This is a genomic window from Oceanicola sp. 22II-s10i, from assembly GCF_002210105.1.
Taxonomy (GTDB): Bacteria; Pseudomonadota; Alphaproteobacteria; order Rhodobacterales; family Rhodobacteraceae; genus Pseudooceanicola.
Window position 1 is genome coordinate 81,645 of the sequence record NZ_AQQU01000011.1, and the last position, 16,259, is coordinate 97,903.

A 16,259-nucleotide genomic window follows, 5' to 3' on the forward strand; every position below is an offset into this window, starting at 1 on the left:
TGGCCGGTGTCGGATGGCAGAGCTGTATGAATCCCGGATGATAACGTTTACGTTATTACAACGGCACAGTGCCGGGGCTCCGTGCAGCCTGCCCTCGGGGTTTCGACGGACGCGGTTCACGCCAAAGCAAAGGGGAACATCGTTTCTTTGAACAGGGTGTAGCCCGCAGCACCATCTGCTTGTCCGTCTTGACGGCAACCGGAGGGCCATGCGCCCCCGTTTGGTGCTTCAGCGCGGCGGCGCAGCTGAACGCGCTCTCTGACCTCACGACCCTGAAATGGATCAGCCCGCGGACGCATTATCCGCCCCCGGCAGAGCTTGGTCCGACGAGTTCACTAGAGGAATGATCACCGGAGATTCCGTCCGACCCATAACCCTGATTATGTAACTGACCAGCTGTGCCAGTCGCTCGATTCCCGACTTTTTGACCCGAGACCCGTATCTTCCTCCAGTTTGAGGCAGAGCCCGCTCCGACCAAAAGACGTCCCAGTCGAGCCGCGCCGCGGCCGCCGGTGACCGTCGGATCAGGTGACCCTGTTCGTCTGTCTGTACTCCGGGCGATCCCAGAGCCGCCGGTCCAGCACCTCCGCCAGAATGTCGACGGCGCGTCGCACGTCCGCCTCGTCCAGATAAAGCGGGGTGAAGCCGAAGCGCATGATGTCGGGTGCGCGGAAGTCGCCGATGACATCGCGGGCGATAAGGGCCTGCATCGTGGCATAGCCATGCTCGAATGCGAAGGAGACCTGGCTCCCCCTTTCGCGCCCGTCGCGCGGGCTGACGAGGGAAAGATCCGGGCAGCGCGCCTCGACCCCGGCGATGAAGACCTCGGACAGGTGGAGTGAGGCCGCGCGGAGATCGGCCATCTCGATGCCCTCCCAGACATCCAGCGCGCGCTCCAGCGCGGTCAGAGCGATGACGGGCGGCGTTCCGACGCGCATCCGTTCGATCCCGACGGCGGGGCGATAGGACGGCTCGAACGCGAAGGGCGCGTCGTGACCCAGCCAGCCGCTGAGCGCGGGTTTCGTGGTCTCGATGAGGTCGGGCCGGACATAGATGAACGCCGGGGCGCCGGGACCGCCGTTGAGATACTTGTAGGTGCAGCCGACCGCGAATTCGCACTCGCAGACCGTCAGGTCCACCGGCACGGCACCGGCACTGTGCGCCAAGTCCCAGAGCATGACGGCCCCGGCCGCATGGGCCGCGCGCGTGATCCGGTCCATGTCGTGCATCCGCCCGGTGCGGTAGTCGACCTGCGTGATCATGGCGACAGCGACCTCGTCGGTCATCGCGGCCTCTACCTCCTCGGGGGCGACGATGCGCAATTCGTGCCGGTTGCCGAGCAGCCGGATCAGCCCTTCGGCCATATAGAGATCGGACGGAAAGTTGCCGCTGTCGGAGAGGATGACGCGCCGATCGGGCCGCATCTCGACCGACGAGGCGAGCGCCTGGTAGACCTTGATCGACAGGGTGTCGCCAAGCGCGATGGCGTTGTCCGGCGCGCCGAGCATTGCGGCCAGCCGGTTGCCGACACGGATCGGTTGCGCCATCCAGTCGTCGACGTTCCAGCCCTTGATCAGATGCGCGGCCCATTCGTCGGTGATCATCTTCGATACCGCGTCCTCCACCCCGCGTGGCAGCGGCCCGAGCGAATTGCCGTCGAGGTAGATCACGCCCTCGGGCAGATGAAACCGCTCCTTCACGGGCAGGCTCACGGGCTTGGTCACAGGGCACCTCTCAGGGACCAGAGTTCGGGGAAGAGCTCCACTTCGAGCATACGCCGCAGGTACTGAACGCCCGACGTCCCGCCGGTGCCGCGCTTGAAGCCGATGATGCGTTCGACCGTGGTCACATGGTTGAAGCGCCAGCGGCGGAAGTAGTCTTCGAGGTCGACCAGCTTCTCGGCCAGTTCGTAGAGCGTCCAGTGGTCGTCGGGGGCGCGGTAGATGGTCAGCCATGCCTCGGTGACCGCCTCGCTGGCACTGTGCGGGTCTTCCATCCGGTAGACCGCAGGGTCGAACCGCACGTCGAGTTCCGCCTCGAGCATGTGCAGGGCGGCGTGGTAAAGCGTGGGCGTGCGCAGCTCCTGCTCCAGCATCGCGTGCAGCTCGGGCCGGTGTTCGTGCACCTTCATCATCGCGCGGTTGCGGTTGCCGAGGATGAATTCGATCAGCCGGTATTGGTGCGACTGGAACCCCGAGGATGCGCCCAGTTCCGACCGGAACTTGGTGTACTCGCTCGGCGTCATGGTCCGCAGCACGTCCCACGCCCCGTTGAGCTGGTCGAAGATGCGGGCGACACGGGTCAGCATCTTGAACGCCTGGCGGACCTCGCCACGGTTCAGCGCCTCGCGCGCCGAAGACAGTTCGTGCAGGGCCAGCCGCATCCAGAGTTCGGAGGTCTGGTGCTGAATAATGAACAGCATCTCGTCATGGGCATCAGACCGCGGAGCCTGCGCCCCGAGGATCGGGTCCAGACCGAGGTAGTCGATATAGCTCATGTCCTGCGCGAAGGACATCTTCGCGCCCTCCCCGCCCGGATCGTAACTGCTCATGACGCCCTCCCCCTGATGCGTCGCGGGCCCTATGTCGCCTGTCAGGAGGCCCGCCGGATCACCGTGACCCGCGAGAAACCGGCCATGTTGGCATAGCCGCCGACAATCGCCCTGCGGTCCTCGTAGGACAGGACGTCGTCGATCGACTCGAACCCGGCGGGCGCGATCTTTTCAACTTCGTCGATCACCCGTTCGGGTCCACCGATGCGGTTGGTGCGCACGACCTCTGCCGTCTTGGGCAGGCGCTCCTTCTCGTACTGATAGAGCGCGGCGCGGGGGTGTTCCGCCCGCGCCAGTGCATCGGCGAGGCAGCGGGCATCCAGGATCGCCTGCGAGGCACCGTTGGAGCCGACGGGATACATCGGATGCGCGGCATCGCCCAGAAGCGTGACCCGCCCGAAAGTCCAGCGCGGCAGCGGATCGCGGTCGGCCATGGGATATTCGAAGATCTCGGTCGTCTTGCGCACCAGCTTGCCGATATCCATCCCCGGGACGTGAAAGCGCAGCGCATGAGGCAGAACCAGCGACAGCGGGGCCTTGCGCGACCAGTTGTCGGGCGGCGGCGACGATATGGCGGGGTCCTTGATCCGGACGTTCACCACCCAGTTCATCAGCTGCTTGCCGTTCTTCGCGGGCGCGATCGGATAGAGGACGAACTTGCCGCCCAGGCCACCGCCGATGGCCATGCTCTCGCCATCCTCCCAGACCGGCATCATGGTGGCCCCGCGCCACATCGCAACGCCCTGCCACGAGGGCGCGCCCTCGTTGGGGTAAAAGACCTTGCGGCCGGCGGAATGGATGCCGTCGGCGCAGATCAGCACGTCGCCGCGCACCGACTTGCCCGGCCCGCCCGTCACGCTGTCGGCGAAATGGGCGGTGACGCCCGCCTCGTCCTGCACGAAGCCGGCCAGCCGGCGGCCGGTCTTGACCGCTTTCTTTCCGAGCCGGTCGATCACGGCGTCGTACATGACCTTCTGCAGCCGCCCCCGGTGGATCGAGAACTGCGGCACGTCATGACCCGCATGCATCCCGCGCAGTTCGGACCAGACCTCCTGCCCCTGCTTGTTGAGGTAGGTGAGCTTGCGCGTCCGCACCGCGACATCGTCCAGCGCATCGAGCAGACCGAGCTGGGCGAGTTCCCGGATCGCGTGGGGCAGCACGTTGATGCCGACGCCGACCTCGCGCACCTCGCGGGCGGTCTCGTAGATCTTCACCTTGATGCCGCGGGCGTGAAGCATCAGGGCCGTGGTCAGCCCGCCGATCCCTGCCCCTGCGATCAGGACCTTCATGGGATCAGTCCTCCTCAGGCGGGAGGAAGTCGACCTCGTGCTGGGCGGAGACCGCGACAACGTCTGCCGGGTTGGCGTCGGGGCCGAGGTTGTGCAGCGCCCAGAACAGGTCGTAGAGCCGCCGGGTCGGAGAGACCCAGAACAGGCATTTGATGGTCTGGTCGGTCTTGTTGTAGATGCCGTGCGGCACGTTCATCGGCAGGCGGATCAGGTCGCCGGGTTCGGCATAGGCCTCGACACCGTTGAGGATCACGTCGAAGCGCCCTTCGAGCACGTAGATGAATTCGTCCTGCGTCGGGTGGATGTGCGGCGGCACGAAGGTGCCCTTTGGCAGGGTCGCGTGCCAAGCCATCGAGTTCTTGGATTTCTGCTTCGGCACGTAGGTCTGGCCGAGGATGTTCCAGCTGATATCTTCGATGCCGGAATTGGAACGGGTGACGCCGGGTTTCATCTCAAGGGCTCCTATCAGATCAGACATGCAGAAAGCGGTCCTTCACCTCGGGGGTCGCGAGAATTTCGGCGGTCGTCCCGGTCCAGACGACACGGCCTTTCTCGATCACCACGTGGCGATCCGCGAATTTGGTTAGCGCATCCACATTTTTGTCAATGACAAGAATGGCCTCGCCCTCGTCCTTGAGGCGCCTCAGGCAGTGCCAGATGTCAGCTCGGATGAGGGGCGCAAGACCCTCTGTCGCCTCGTCCAGAACGACCAAATGGGGGTTGGTCATGAGGGCGCGACCGATGGCCAGCATCTGTTGTTCACCACCTGACAACTGATTGCCCATGTTCCGGCGTCGTTCACGCAGGCGGGGAAATAACTCGTATATCCGGTCTATTGTCCATTTGCCCGGGCGGGCCGTCGCGCGGAGATTCTCTTCGACCGAGAGAGTCGGAAAGATCTGACGCCCCTCGGGGACATAGCCCAGACCGGCCATCGCGATCCGGTGCGGATCGGCGCCGGTCAGGTTCTTGCCCCCGACCTTGACGCTGCCCGCGCGCGGCTTGACCAGGCCGAAGATCGACTTGATCGTCGTGGTCTTGCCCATGCCGTTGCGGCCCAGAAGCGTGACGACCTCGCCCTGACCCACGCGGAAGTCGATGCCGAACAGGATCTGGCTTTCGCCATAGCCGGCCTCCAGCCCGTTGACCTCCAGCATCAGGCGGCCTCCCCTTCTTCTTCGCCGAGATAGGCGGCGCGCACTTCGGGGTCATTGCGGATCTCTTCAGGCGCGCCGGTGGCGATGATGCGGCCGTAGACCAGCACCGACACCCGGTCCGCCAGCGCAAAGACGGCGTCCATGTCGTGTTCGATCAGGACCATTGTGAAGCGGCCCTTCAGCTTGCGGAGGTTCTCGATGAAGGCCTCGGCATCTTCGCCACCCACGCCCGCCAGCGGTTCGTCCAGCAGCAGTACCTTGGGCCGTGTCGCCAGCGCGATGGCCAGTTCCAGCCGCCGGTGTTCGCCATGGCTGAGCGATTTCGCCAACACATGCGCCCGGCGATCCAGCCCCGCCTCGCGCAGCGCGGTCATGGCCTCGCCGTTCAGCGGTGACTCGTCGGAGACCCGCCCGAAGAACCGGTAGGACGAACCGTCGCGCGCCTGCACCGCCAGCGCGACGTTTTCCAGCGCCGTGAAGCCCGGCAGGACGGAGGTGATCTGGAACGACCGCGCCAGCCCCAGCCTGACGCGCTCGGGCATGCTCAGACGCGACACGTCGTGATCGCCGAGACGGACGGCGCCGCTGTCACTGCGCAACTGGCCGGACAGTTGCGAGATCAGCGTCGTCTTGCCCGCCCCGTTCGGCCCGATGATGGCGTGGAACTCTCCCGGCTCGACCGAGAGCGAGACGTCGTCGGTGACCTTCAGTGCGCCGAAACTCTTGTTCAGGCCGGTGACGGTGAGCGATGTCATTCCTGCCCCCTCACGAGACCCATCTTTCTGAGCACACCGGTGATCCCGTGGGGCGAGAACAGGACCATCAGCACGAGGAAGATGCCGAAATAGAGTTTCCAGTTGTCCGAGAAATGGCCCAGCCATTCTTCCAGCATCAGTGCCGCGACCGCCCCGGCGATCGGACCGGCAAGGGTGCCGACACCGCCGAGCACGACCATGACGATCAGTTCGCCCGACTTGTGCCAGGACATGAACGCCGGAGAGACGAACTGCGCCTGATTGGCCAGGATGACGCCGGCGACGCCCGTGATGCAGCCCGAGATGATGAAGGCGGTCAACTGGTAGCGGAACGGCGAGAAGCCGATCGCTTCCATCCGGGTCGGGTTTTCCCGGACCCCGGTCAGCACGCGGCCAAAGCGCGAGCCGACGATGCGGTGGCAGAGGAAGAAGAGCCCGATCAGCAGGGCCAGCGAGACGTAGTAGAGCCCGAAGTTCGTCTCCAGCAGGTCCATCCCGAGGACAGTCGACCGCTGCGCCAGCGCCACCCCGTCGTCCCCGCCATAAGCGGAAAGCGAGATGAAGAAGAAAAAGGCCATCTGCCCGAAGGCCAGCGTGATCATGATGAAATAGACGCCCCGCGTGCGCAGCGAAATCGCCCCTGTGACGAAGGCGAAGACGGCCGAGATCCCCATGGCGAAGACAATCTGCAGGAACAGGTCATTGATCCCGTGGCGCGACAGGATCGCCACCGCGTAGGTTCCGAAGCCGAGATAGGCGGCATGGCCGAAGCTGACCATCGCGCCGTAGCCCAGGATCAGGTCCAGCGCCATCGCCGCGATCGCATAGGCGATGATGCGGGTGCCGATGAGCACGTAGAACGGGTCGTCGAGGGCCGAGGCCACCGGCGGCATCAGCGCGAACAGGACGAACAGCACCAGCGCGGCCTTGACCCTGCCCGACAGCGCGGGCCGGTTGGCGGGCGTCGCGGTTGCGGTCAGCTCGGTCATGCGCGCCTCCCGAAGAGGCCGGCGGGTTTGGCGAACAGGATGACGGCCATCAGGATGTAGACCAGCATCGGCGCCAGCACGCGCCCCATCTGGCCGGCGGCCGAGGGGTCGAGGAAACTGCGGAGCCAAATCGGACCGAAGACCCCGCCGATGGTATCGACAGTGGCGACCAGTAGCGCGCCGAGGAAGGCCCCCTTGATCGACCCTATGCCGCCGATGACCACGACCACGAAGGTCAGGATCAGGACGGATTCCCCCATGCCGGTGTCGACCGACAGGATCGGCGCCACCATGGCCCCCGCAAGGCAGGCCAGCACGGCGCCGAGGGTGAAGACGATGGCGAACAGCCGGTTGATGTCGACGCCAAGCGCCGAGACGGTGTCACGGTTGGTGGCCCCGGCGCGCAGCAGCATGCCGACACGGGTGTAATTGACCATCACGAACAGGCCGAGTGCGACGGCGAGGCCCGCTGCGATGATGACGATCCGGTAGACCGGGTATTTCAGCGGCCCCATCAGCGGAACGGAGCCTGAGAAGATCTCGGGCATGGGCACCGACAGTGGCGAGGTGCCCCAGATCATCTTGACCGCCTCGTTGGCGATCATGACCAGCCCGAAGGTCGCCAGCACCTGATCGAGGTGCGAGCGGGCATATAATCGTCGCATTACGACGAATTCGACCACCAGACCGACGACGACGGCGGCCGGCAACGTCAGCAGGAGACCCCACCAGAAGCTGCCGGTCGCCGCCGCGAAGGTGGCGATCAGGTAGGCGCCCACCATGTAGAGGACGCCATGGGCCAGGTTGATCACGTCCATGATCCCGAACACCAGCGTCAGTCCCGCCGCGATGAGGAACAGCAGGACACCCAGCTGGACCCCGTTGAGCAGTTGCAGGACAAACAGGTTCATCATGGTCGTGATCTCCCGGCCGCAGTCTCAGATCACATCTTGCAGGAGGCGGCGTAGTTATCGACGTAGTCGTCGAAGATCTTCTCCTTGATCGACGTGCCATACATCCCGTCGTCGCGCTTCACCGCTTCGACCAGGTAGAAGTCCTGGATCGGGAAGTTGTTGGACCCGAACGAGAAGTCGCCGCGCGGGCTTTCGAAGTCCGCCTCGTGGATCGCGGCGCGCAGGGCGTCACGGTCCTTGAGGTCGCCGCCCAGTTTCTTGACGGCGCTGTCGATCAGCTGGGCCGCGTCATAGGCCTGCATCGCGTAGGTGCCGGGCACGGCGTTGTATTTGGCGATATAGGCATCGACGAAGGCCTTGTTGGCTTCGTTGTCCATGTCGGGCGCCCAGTTCGCGCCGCCCAGCATGCCGACGGCCGCGTCCTGCGTGGCGGGCAGCGTGGTTTCGTCCACGGTGAAGGCCGACAGGAAGGGGATCGAGGTCAGCCCCGCCTGCGCGTATTGCTTGACGAGGTTCACGCCCATGCCGCCGGGCATGAAGGTGAAGACGGCGTCAGGCTGGAAGGCCGCGATCTGCGCCAGCTCGGCCGAGAAGTCGAGCTGCCCCAGCTCGGTATAGACCTCGCCCGCGGTGGCGCCGGTGTAGGAGTGCTTGAACCCCGCCTGACTGTCCTTGCCCGCCTGATAGTTCGGCGTCATCAGAAAGACGTTCTTGTAACCCATCTTCTCGGCATAGGCGCCCATCACTTCGTGGTTCTGGTCGTTCTGATAGGATGTCGTGAAGAAGTTCGGGTTGCAGGACTCTCCCGCAAGGGTCGAGGTGCCGGCGTTGGTCGAGATCAGGATCGTGCCGGTCGAGGTGACGGGCTGCACCATCGCCATCAGGATGTTCGAGAAGATCGGGCCGACGACGAAGTCGACGCTTTCGCGTTCGACCAGCTCGCGAGCCTTCTCGGCGGCGAGGTCGGGCTTGCCTTCGTCGTCGATGATGATGATCTCGGTTTTCATCCCGCCGATGTCGCCCATCTTCTCGGCCGCCAGCATGAAGCCGTCACGCGCCTGCGTGCCGAGCGCCGCGGGCGGGCCGGAGAGGGTGTAGACGAGGCCGATCTTCAGCACGCCGTCATTGGCGGATGCGGGTACGTCCTGTGCAAAGGCCGGGGCGGTCATCCCCATGGCCAGCAGTGTGGAGGCAAGCAGTTTGGTCTTGTGGTTCATTACGAACTCCCTGGTTGAAGTCTGCGGCTTTGCCGTCTGTTATTGCGCCTGGCCTGTTTGGTGAGCGCGACACCCAGCATTGAGCGGCGCATCGCACTGCACATGCAAGTTATTTTCTGATCAACTTTTCCTCCGCCGCGCCGAGCACGGTGCGCAGCATCGGACTGTCAGGATCGGCGAGGCCGTCGATGACATTGAAGTGGTGGCGGTCCGGCTGGACGACATCCTGCGTCAGGCATCCCAGCCCGTGCCAGATGTTCGACAGCAGCGCCGACTGACGCAGAAATTCCTGTCGCTCGCCGCCGCCGACCCATGTGGTCAACTGCACGCCGTCCAGCGGCCGCTTGAGCACCGGGCTCTGTGCCGCCGCGGACTCCATGTCGAGCTGCAGCGCCTCGCGCCGCCACATCTGCGTCATCGGGCGCAGGTCATGCACGCCCGAGATGGAGAGCACATGCGCCATCCGGTCCCGCACGGCGCCGGGCAGCGGCGTGTCATGGCACATCATGGCGGTTACGAGGTGTCCGCCCGCCGAATGGCCGCTCAGGACGACCGGGCCGGCGACCTCTCCGGCCGCATGGGCGATCGCGGCGCCGACCTGTGCGGTGATCTCGGCAATCGTCACCGCGGGGCACAGATCATAGGACGGAATCGCCACCGCCCAGCCCCGCGCAACCGGCCCGGCCGCGAGGTGGGACCAGTAGGACTTGTCCAGCGCCATCCAGTATCCGCCGTGAACGAAGACGAACAGGCCGAGCGGCTCGCCCTGGGGCAGGAAGAGGTCGTAGCGATGCCTCTCGCCCTGACCGTAAGCGATATCGAGGCGGTTGTCGGAAGTGGCGCGGAAAGAGGCAGAGGGCTCTTCCCACGCGGCCGGGTAGTTGGAGCCGCCGGGGATGTTGGCGCCGTTTTCATAGGCGTCATCCCAGTCTGTCACAGCGAAGGCCACCATCGCATACTTCCCAATTCGGTCTTGTTTTACAGGGCGATCAGGCCAATCATGCCGGCGCGGACGCCCCTGTTTGAAGCCATCGTTACGCGGCTCGAAATGTATTTCAAGCTAAAACCTTTTTTGCTTGAAATATTTTTTGGCGCTGCCTAGCCTGTTCGCAATCACCCCGGAAACCATGGCGGAGCGACAGGTGGCCGAACAGAAATCCGACATCGTGAGTGACCGCGCCTCCGCCCCCGACGCCGCCTCGAAAGAGCGTCTCCGGATGTGGCTGAGAATGCTCAAGACCACCCGCAACGTCGAGGCGCAGCTGCGCGAGAGGCTGCGGACGGAGTTCGCCTCCACCCTGCCCCGCTTCGACGTCATGGCCGCCCTGGCCCGCTATGCCGACGGCCTGAAGATGAGCGCGCTTTCCGGCGTGCTGCGGGTCTCCAACGGAAATGTCACGGGCATCGTGGACCGGCTGGCCGAGGAAGGGCTGGTCATCCGGGTGCAGGTGCCCGGCGACCGCCGCGCCTCTCTCGTCCGGCTGACGCAGAAGGGACAGGAGGTCTTTGCCGCGCAGGCCGCCGCGCACGAGACCTGGATCAACGAACTGCTCGCCGGCTTCACACCGGAAGAGGCGCGCATGTTCTCGGACCATTTCGACGGCATCCGCCGCCACGACGACGAGGAGGAGACCCCATGAGGGCCGACACGAAACATTTCCTGTGCAACATCGAGGACGGTATCGCGACCGTCCGGCTGGACCGCCCGGACCGCAAGAACCCCCTGACCTTCGACAGCTATGCCGAGTTGCGCGACTGGTTCCGCGACCTGCGCTTCGATGACGAGGTCAAGGCCGTGGTCTTCGCCTCGAACGGCGGCAACTTCTCGTCCGGCGGCGACGTGCACGACATCATCGGCCCGCTGACGAAGATGTCGATGAAAGAGCTGCTGCAGTTCACCCGGATGACCGGCGATCTGGTGAAATCCATGATCAACTGCGGCAAGCCGATCATCACCGCCGCCGACGGCGTCTGCGTCGGCGCGGGGGCGATCATCGCCATGGCCTCGGACCTGAGGATCGCGACGCCCGAGGCGAAATGCGCCTTCCTCTTCACCCGCGTCGGTCTGGCCGGTTGCGACATGGGCGCCTGCGCCATGCTGCCCCGGATCATCGGACAGGGGCGTGCGAACGAACTGCTCTATACCGGCCGCGCCATGAATGCCGACGAGGGCGAGAGATGGGGCTTCTGGAACCGTCTGGTCCCGGCCGCTGATCTGGAACCCGAAGCCGTGGCATGGGCCCGGAAGATCGCCGAGGGTCCGAACTTCGGCCACATGATGACCAAGACCATGCTGCAGCAGGAATGGTCCATGTCGCTGGAGCAGGCGATCGAATCCGAGGCGCAGGCGCAGGCGATCTGCATGCAGACCGAGGATTTCACCCGCGCCTACAACGCCTTCGTCGCGAAGCAGAAACCGGTGTTCGAGGGCAACTGATGGCGGATCGCAGCTATCTCAACTGGCCGTTCCTGACGCCCGCCCACAAGGACCATGCCCTCGGGCTGGACGACTGGTGCGCGGGGCTGGGCGAGATCGACCATCACGACACCGACAACGCCTGCCGCGCGCTGGTCGCGAAACTGGGCGCGGACGGCTGGCTGGACCCGAGTGCGGTCGATCCGGCAGACCCCAGGCCGCTGGACGTGCGCACCCTGTGCCTGTCGCGCGAAACGCTGGCCCGTCACGACGGGCTGGCCGATTTCGCATTCGCCATGCAGGGGCTCGGGACCGGCGCGATCTCGCTCTTCGGGTCGCCCGACCAGCAGGCCGAGTGGCTGCCCCTGACCCGCTCCGGGCGCGCGATTTCCGCCTTCGCACTCACCGAGCCGCAATCCGGCTCGGATGTCGCCAACTCCACCATGACCGCCCGCGACGACGGCGATGCATGGGTATTGGACGGCGAAAAGACATGGATCTCGAACGGCGGGATCGCGGATGTCTACACGCTGTTTGCCCGCACCGGCGAAGGGCCGGGCGCGAAGGGGCTGTCGGCCTTCGTCGTGCCCGCCGACACGCCTGGTTTCGAGATCGCGGAGCGGCTCGACACGATCGCGCCGCACCCGCTGGCCACGCTGCGCTTCACCGGCGCGCGCCTGCCCAAGTCCGCGCTGATCGGCGCACCGGGTCAGGGCTTCAAGATCGCCATGTCGGTGCTGGACGTCTTCCGGACAACCGTGGCCGCCGCCGCGCTCGGCTTTGCGCGCCGCGCGCTGGACGAGGCGACGTTCCGTGTCACCGCCCGGCAAGTGCAGGGCAAACCGCTGGCCGATCTGCAGATGGTGCAGGCGCATATCGCGGAGATGGCCCTGCGCGTCGATGCCTCGGCCCTGCTGATCTATCGCGCTGCATGGACCAAGGACAGTGGCGCACCGCGTGTAAGCCGCGAGGCCGCGATGGCGAAGCTGTTTGCCACGGACGAGGCGCAGAAGGTCATCGACGCCGCCGTCCAGCTGCACGGCGGGGACGGCGTCCGGTCCGGCAACACGGTCGAACGTCTCTACCGCGAGATCCGGGCGCTCCGGATCTACGAAGGCGCGTCGGACGTCCAGAAGGTGATCATCGCCCGCCAGACGCTGGACGCGGCGGCGGGCTGAAAGAACGACCGGCACAACGTCGGGCCACAGGGAGACCGGAAGCATGACTGCACATCAGACCATCGACCTCGGCCCCTCGGCCCATGTCGACACCTACACGCGCGACAACCTGCCCCCTGCGGACCAGTGGCCGGACATCCGTCTGGACGGGTTCGACTATCCCGACTACCTGAACGTCGGCGTGGAGCTGACCGATGCGATGGTGGACAAGGGGTTCGGGGACCGCACCGCACTGATCGGCAATGGTCGGCGAAGGACCTACAAGGAGCTTGCCGACTGGACCAACCGCCTTGCCCACGCGATGGTCGCCGACCTGGGCATCCAGCCAGGCAACCGGGTTCTGATCCGGTCGGCCAACAACCCGGCGATGGTCGCGGTCTGGCTGGCGGCGACCAAGGCGGGCGCGGTGGTGGTCAACACCATGCCCCTGCTCCGCGCGCGCGAACTCACCGCCATTGTCGACAAGGCGCATATCCAGTTCGCCTTCTGCGACACGCGGCTGATGGACGAGATGGCCACCTGCGCCAAGACATCGGAATACCTGGAAAAGGTCGTGGGGTTCGACGGCACCTCGAACCATGACGCCGAACTTGACCGGCTGGCGCTGGAAAAGCCCGTCCGCTTTGATGCCGTGAAGACGGGCCGGGACGACGTGGCGCTTCTGGGGTTTACCTCGGGCACGACCGGATCGCCCAAGGCGACGATGCATTTCCACCGCGACATCCTGATCATCGCGGATGGCTACGCGAAAGAGGTGCTGGGCGTCACGCCCGAGGATGTCTTCGTCGGCTCGCCGCCCCTCGCCTTCACCTTCGGGCTCGGCGGCCTCGCTGTCTTTCCCCTGCGCTTCGGCGCGGCGGCGACCCTGCTGGAAAACGCCAGCCCGCCCAACATGATCGAGATCATCCAGAAGTATCAGGCGACGGTCAGCTTCACCGCCCCGACGGCCTATCGCGCCATGCTGCGCGCGATGGAGGAAGGGGCAGACCTGTCCTCGCTCCGCGCTGCCGTCTCGGCCGGGGAAACCCTGCCCGCGCCGGTCTATGAAGAGTGGATGGCCAAGACCGGCAAACCGATGCTGGACGGCATCGGTGCGACCGAGATGCTGCACATCTTCATCACCAACCGTTTCGACGATCACCGCCCCGCCTGCACCGGCAAGCCGGTTACCGGCTACGAGGCCAAGGTGATCGACGACGACGGGAACGAGGTCCCGCCGGGCCAGGTCGGGCGGCTGGCCGTGCGTGGTCCGACCGGCTGCCGCTACATGGCGGATGACCGGCAGAAGAGCTACGTTCTGGACGGCTGGAACATCACTGGCGACGCCTTCGTCATGGACGAGGACGGATATCTGCATTTCGCGGCGCGGAACGACGACATGATCGTTTCTTCGGGCTACAACATCGCGGGTCCCGAGGTCGAGGCGGCCCTGCTTTCGCATCCCGCCGTGGTCGAATGCGCCGTCGTCGGCCAGCCGGACGAGGATCGCGGCACCATCGTCCAGGCGCATGTCGTCGTCGCCGAGGGGCACGAGGCGGGCGAGAAGCTGGTCAAGGCGCTGCAGGAACACGTCAAGGCACAGATCGCGCCGTACAAATATCCCCGCTCGGTGGTGTTCACCGAGGCGCTGCCGAAGACGGATTCGGGTAAGATCCAGCGGTTCCGGCTGAAGATGTGACGTGCTGCGGAGCCGGAGGCCGTGCGATATCACACGAGCCGTCCGGCGCATTCACCGGGCGGGACGCAGGATAGGCAGGTGACAACGACGCTGCCATGTCGTCCCCCCACCTCATGCGTTTTGAGTATTTACCGTGCGCCCCTGCCCCGGCACAAAGGGGCAGTGCCACGCCCATCAAGAAGGAGCCCGACATGCAGTGCGTTTTCATCCAGTTGCAGTGTGAGATCGGCAAGACCTACGACGTGGCCGAGGCAATCGTCTTTCGTGAGTTCCATTCGGAAATCTATTCGACCAGCGGCAATTTCGACCTGCTGATCAAGGCCTACGTCCCGGACGGCGACGACATCGGCCGCTTCGTCGATGTCAACCTGAGCGGCATCGACGGCATCGTCCGAAGCTACACAACGCTGACCTTCAAGGCGTTCTGAGCGGCCCGCCACGCGCCCCCGAACACCCCGACCCGAACCCGGAAGGATCCTCCGCGGGCCGGTGTCCCGTGCGCGGCTCCCGTCGCCGAAGTCAAACCTTAGGTCTAAATATTTTATACTTGAAATAACTGTCCGGGACGATACCCTGACCTCGAAAATCAGGGAGACTCGGCCATGAAGATCGCTGTTCTGGGCGGGGGACCATCGGGCCTCTACTTCGCCATCTCGATGAAGCTGCGCGACGCGGCGCATGACATCACGGTCTATGAACGCAACCGGCCGGACGACACCTTTGGCTGGGGCGTCGTGCTGTCGGACGAGACGATGTCGAACTTCGACCAGAACGATCCCGTCAGCGAGAAGATGATCCGCGACCACTTCGCCTATTGGGACGACGTCAAGGTGGTGCGGGGGGACGAGGCGATGACCTCCTCCGGCCACGGATTCTGCGGCATCGGGCGCAAGCAGATGCTCCTGTTGCTGCAACAGCGGGCGCGCGACCTCGGCGTGACGATCGAGTTCGAAACCGACATCACGCCAGACCGGATCGAAGAGCTGCGGCGCGACAACGACCTGCTGGTGGCCTCGGACGGGCTGAACTCGAAAACCCGCAGCCATTATGCCGCGCATTTCCAGCCCGAGATCGACATGCGGGCCAACCACTTCGTCTGGCTCGGCACGCATCAGAAATTCGACGATGCCTTCACCTTCATCTTCGAAAAGACCGAGCACGGCTGGATCTGGGCCCACGCCTACCAGTTCGACGACAACACCGCGACCTTCATCGTGGAATGCGGGCCCGAGACCTACAGGGCCTTCGGCTTCGACACGATGAGCCAGCAGGAGAGCATCGCGCTCTGCGAGAAGATCTTCGAAGATCACCTTGGCGGTCATCCCCTGATGACCAACGCCGCGCACATCCGCGGGTCGGCCTGGATCCAGTTCCCGCGCGTGACCTGCGAGAGCTGGTATCACGAGAATGTCGTGCTGCTCGGCGATGCCTCGGCCACGGCGCATTTCTCGATCGGGTCCGGGTCCAAGCTGGGAATGGAGTCGGCCATCGCGCTGGCGGAAAAGCTGTCGTCGCCGAAGCCGCTGGATCAGGCACTGCACGACTACCAGGAAGAGCGGAAGCTGCAGGTGCTGCGGGTGACCTCGGCCGCGCGGAACTCTACCCAGTGGTTCGAGGAGATCGAGCGGTATCTCGACCTCGACATGATGCAGTTCAACTATGCCCTGCTGACCCGGTCGCAGCGGATCAGCCACGAGAACCTGCGCCTGCGTGACCCGGAGTGGCTGGCCACGGCCGAAGCGTGGTTCCAGAAGAAGGCGGGCGGCAATTCCAATCGCTCGCCGATGTTCGCGCCGTTCAGGCTGCGCGGGATGGAACTGGTGAACCGCGTCGTCGTCTCGCCCATGGCCCAGTACAAGGCGAAGGACGGGATGCCGACCGACTGGCATTTCGTGCATTACGCCGAACGTGCCAAGGGCGGCGCGGGGATGGTGTTCACGGAAATGCTCTGCGTCAGCAAGGAAGGCCGGATCACCCCCGGCTGTCCCTGCATCGGGCCCGACCAGGTCGAAGCCTACACGCGCCTCACCGACTTTGTTCACGAAGAAACCCAAGCCAAGATTTGCGCGCAGATCGGCCATTCCGGGCGCAAGGGCTCGACCCGGCTGGCGTGGG

16 protein-coding genes are annotated in these 16,259 nt (G+C 65.0%); 6 read left to right on the forward strand and 10 right to left on the reverse strand.

Annotated elements, in window-relative coordinates; genetic code table 11:
* Window positions 1-524 precede the first annotated feature (524 nt).
* From kynU to ATO6_RS21015, 10 genes are all read right to left on the reverse strand, one after another.
* Complete coding sequence (kynU, locus tag ATO6_RS20970) at window positions 525-1,724, reverse strand: kynureninase (protein WP_254919228.1); 1,200 nt, start codon at window positions 1,722-1,724, stop codon at window positions 525-527.
* A complete protein-coding gene (locus tag ATO6_RS20975) occupies window positions 1,721-2,551 on the reverse strand; it encodes a tryptophan 2,3-dioxygenase (RefSeq protein ID WP_088626004.1) in 831 nt (276 codons plus the stop codon). The genes kynU and ATO6_RS20975 overlap by 4 nt, the downstream gene beginning before the upstream one ends.
* A gap of 41 nt (window positions 2,552-2,592) precedes the next feature.
* Window positions 2,593-3,840, reverse strand: coding sequence for a flavin-dependent oxidoreductase (locus ATO6_RS20980; protein ID WP_088626005.1), 1,248 nt, complete (start codon window positions 3,838-3,840; stop codon window positions 2,593-2,595).
* A gap of 4 nt (window positions 3,841-3,844) precedes the next feature.
* Window positions 3,845-4,291 (reverse strand): cupin domain-containing protein, encoded by a 447-nt coding sequence (locus ATO6_RS20985; RefSeq protein WP_088626006.1) that lies wholly within the window; start codon window positions 4,289-4,291, stop codon window positions 3,845-3,847.
* A gap of 19 nt (window positions 4,292-4,310) precedes the next feature.
* Window positions 4,311-4,997, reverse strand: a complete 687-nt coding sequence (locus ATO6_RS20990; protein WP_088626007.1) for an ABC transporter ATP-binding protein — start codon at window positions 4,995-4,997, stop codon at window positions 4,311-4,313.
* The gene (locus ATO6_RS20995; RefSeq protein ID WP_088626008.1) at window positions 4,997-5,752 is read right to left on the reverse strand and encodes an ABC transporter ATP-binding protein; all 756 of its coding nucleotides are present in this window, start codon (window positions 5,750-5,752) and stop codon (window positions 4,997-4,999) included. The genes ATO6_RS20990 and ATO6_RS20995 overlap by 1 nt, the downstream gene beginning before the upstream one ends.
* A complete protein-coding gene (locus ATO6_RS21000) occupies window positions 5,749-6,741 on the reverse strand; it encodes a branched-chain amino acid ABC transporter permease (RefSeq protein ID WP_088626009.1) in 993 nt (330 codons plus the stop codon). Before ATO6_RS21000 ends, ATO6_RS20995 begins: the two co-directional genes overlap by 4 nt.
* Window positions 6,738-7,655 (reverse strand): branched-chain amino acid ABC transporter permease, encoded by a 918-nt coding sequence (locus ATO6_RS21005; RefSeq protein ID WP_088626010.1) that lies wholly within the window; start codon window positions 7,653-7,655, stop codon window positions 6,738-6,740. Before ATO6_RS21005 ends, ATO6_RS21000 begins: the two co-directional genes overlap by 4 nt.
* A 29-nt stretch (window positions 7,656-7,684) precedes the next feature.
* Window positions 7,685-8,872, reverse strand: coding sequence for an ABC transporter substrate-binding protein (locus ATO6_RS21010; RefSeq protein ID WP_088626011.1), 1,188 nt, complete (start codon window positions 8,870-8,872; stop codon window positions 7,685-7,687).
* A gap of 109 nt (window positions 8,873-8,981) precedes the next feature.
* Window positions 8,982-9,824, reverse strand: coding sequence for an alpha/beta hydrolase (locus ATO6_RS21015; RefSeq protein ID WP_088626012.1), 843 nt, complete (start codon window positions 9,822-9,824; stop codon window positions 8,982-8,984).
* Between the two features lie 265 nt (window positions 9,825-10,089).
* On the opposite strand from ATO6_RS21015, the gene ATO6_RS21020 reads away from it, so the two are divergent.
* From ATO6_RS21020 to ATO6_RS21045, 6 genes are all read left to right on the forward strand, one after another.
* The gene (locus ATO6_RS21020; protein WP_254919229.1) at window positions 10,090-10,512 is read left to right on the forward strand and encodes a MarR family winged helix-turn-helix transcriptional regulator; all 423 of its coding nucleotides are present in this window, start codon (window positions 10,090-10,092) and stop codon (window positions 10,510-10,512) included.
* A complete protein-coding gene (locus ATO6_RS21025; RefSeq protein WP_088626014.1) occupies window positions 10,509-11,309 on the forward strand; it encodes an enoyl-CoA hydratase family protein in 801 nt (266 codons plus the stop codon). The genes ATO6_RS21020 and ATO6_RS21025 overlap by 4 nt, the downstream gene beginning before the upstream one ends.
* Entirely contained in the window at window positions 11,309-12,466 is a 1,158-nt protein-coding gene (locus tag ATO6_RS21030) for an acyl-CoA dehydrogenase family protein (protein ID WP_088626015.1), read from the forward strand. The genes ATO6_RS21025 and ATO6_RS21030 overlap by 1 nt, the downstream gene beginning before the upstream one ends.
* A 43-nt stretch (window positions 12,467-12,509) precedes the next feature.
* Window positions 12,510-14,144, forward strand: a complete 1,635-nt coding sequence (locus ATO6_RS21035) for an AMP-binding protein (RefSeq protein ID WP_088626016.1) — start codon at window positions 12,510-12,512, stop codon at window positions 14,142-14,144.
* A 191-nt stretch (window positions 14,145-14,335) separates the two neighbouring features.
* Window positions 14,336-14,572 carry an Lrp/AsnC ligand binding domain-containing protein gene (locus ATO6_RS21040; RefSeq protein ID WP_088626017.1) on the forward strand — a complete coding sequence of 79 codons (237 nt, stop codon included), beginning with the start codon at window positions 14,336-14,338 and terminating at the stop codon, window positions 14,570-14,572.
* Window positions 14,573-14,746: 174 nt separating this feature from the next.
* The coding region (locus ATO6_RS21045; protein ID WP_088626018.1) for an FAD-dependent monooxygenase at window positions 14,747-16,259 on the forward strand (1,513 nt) is incomplete at its 3' end.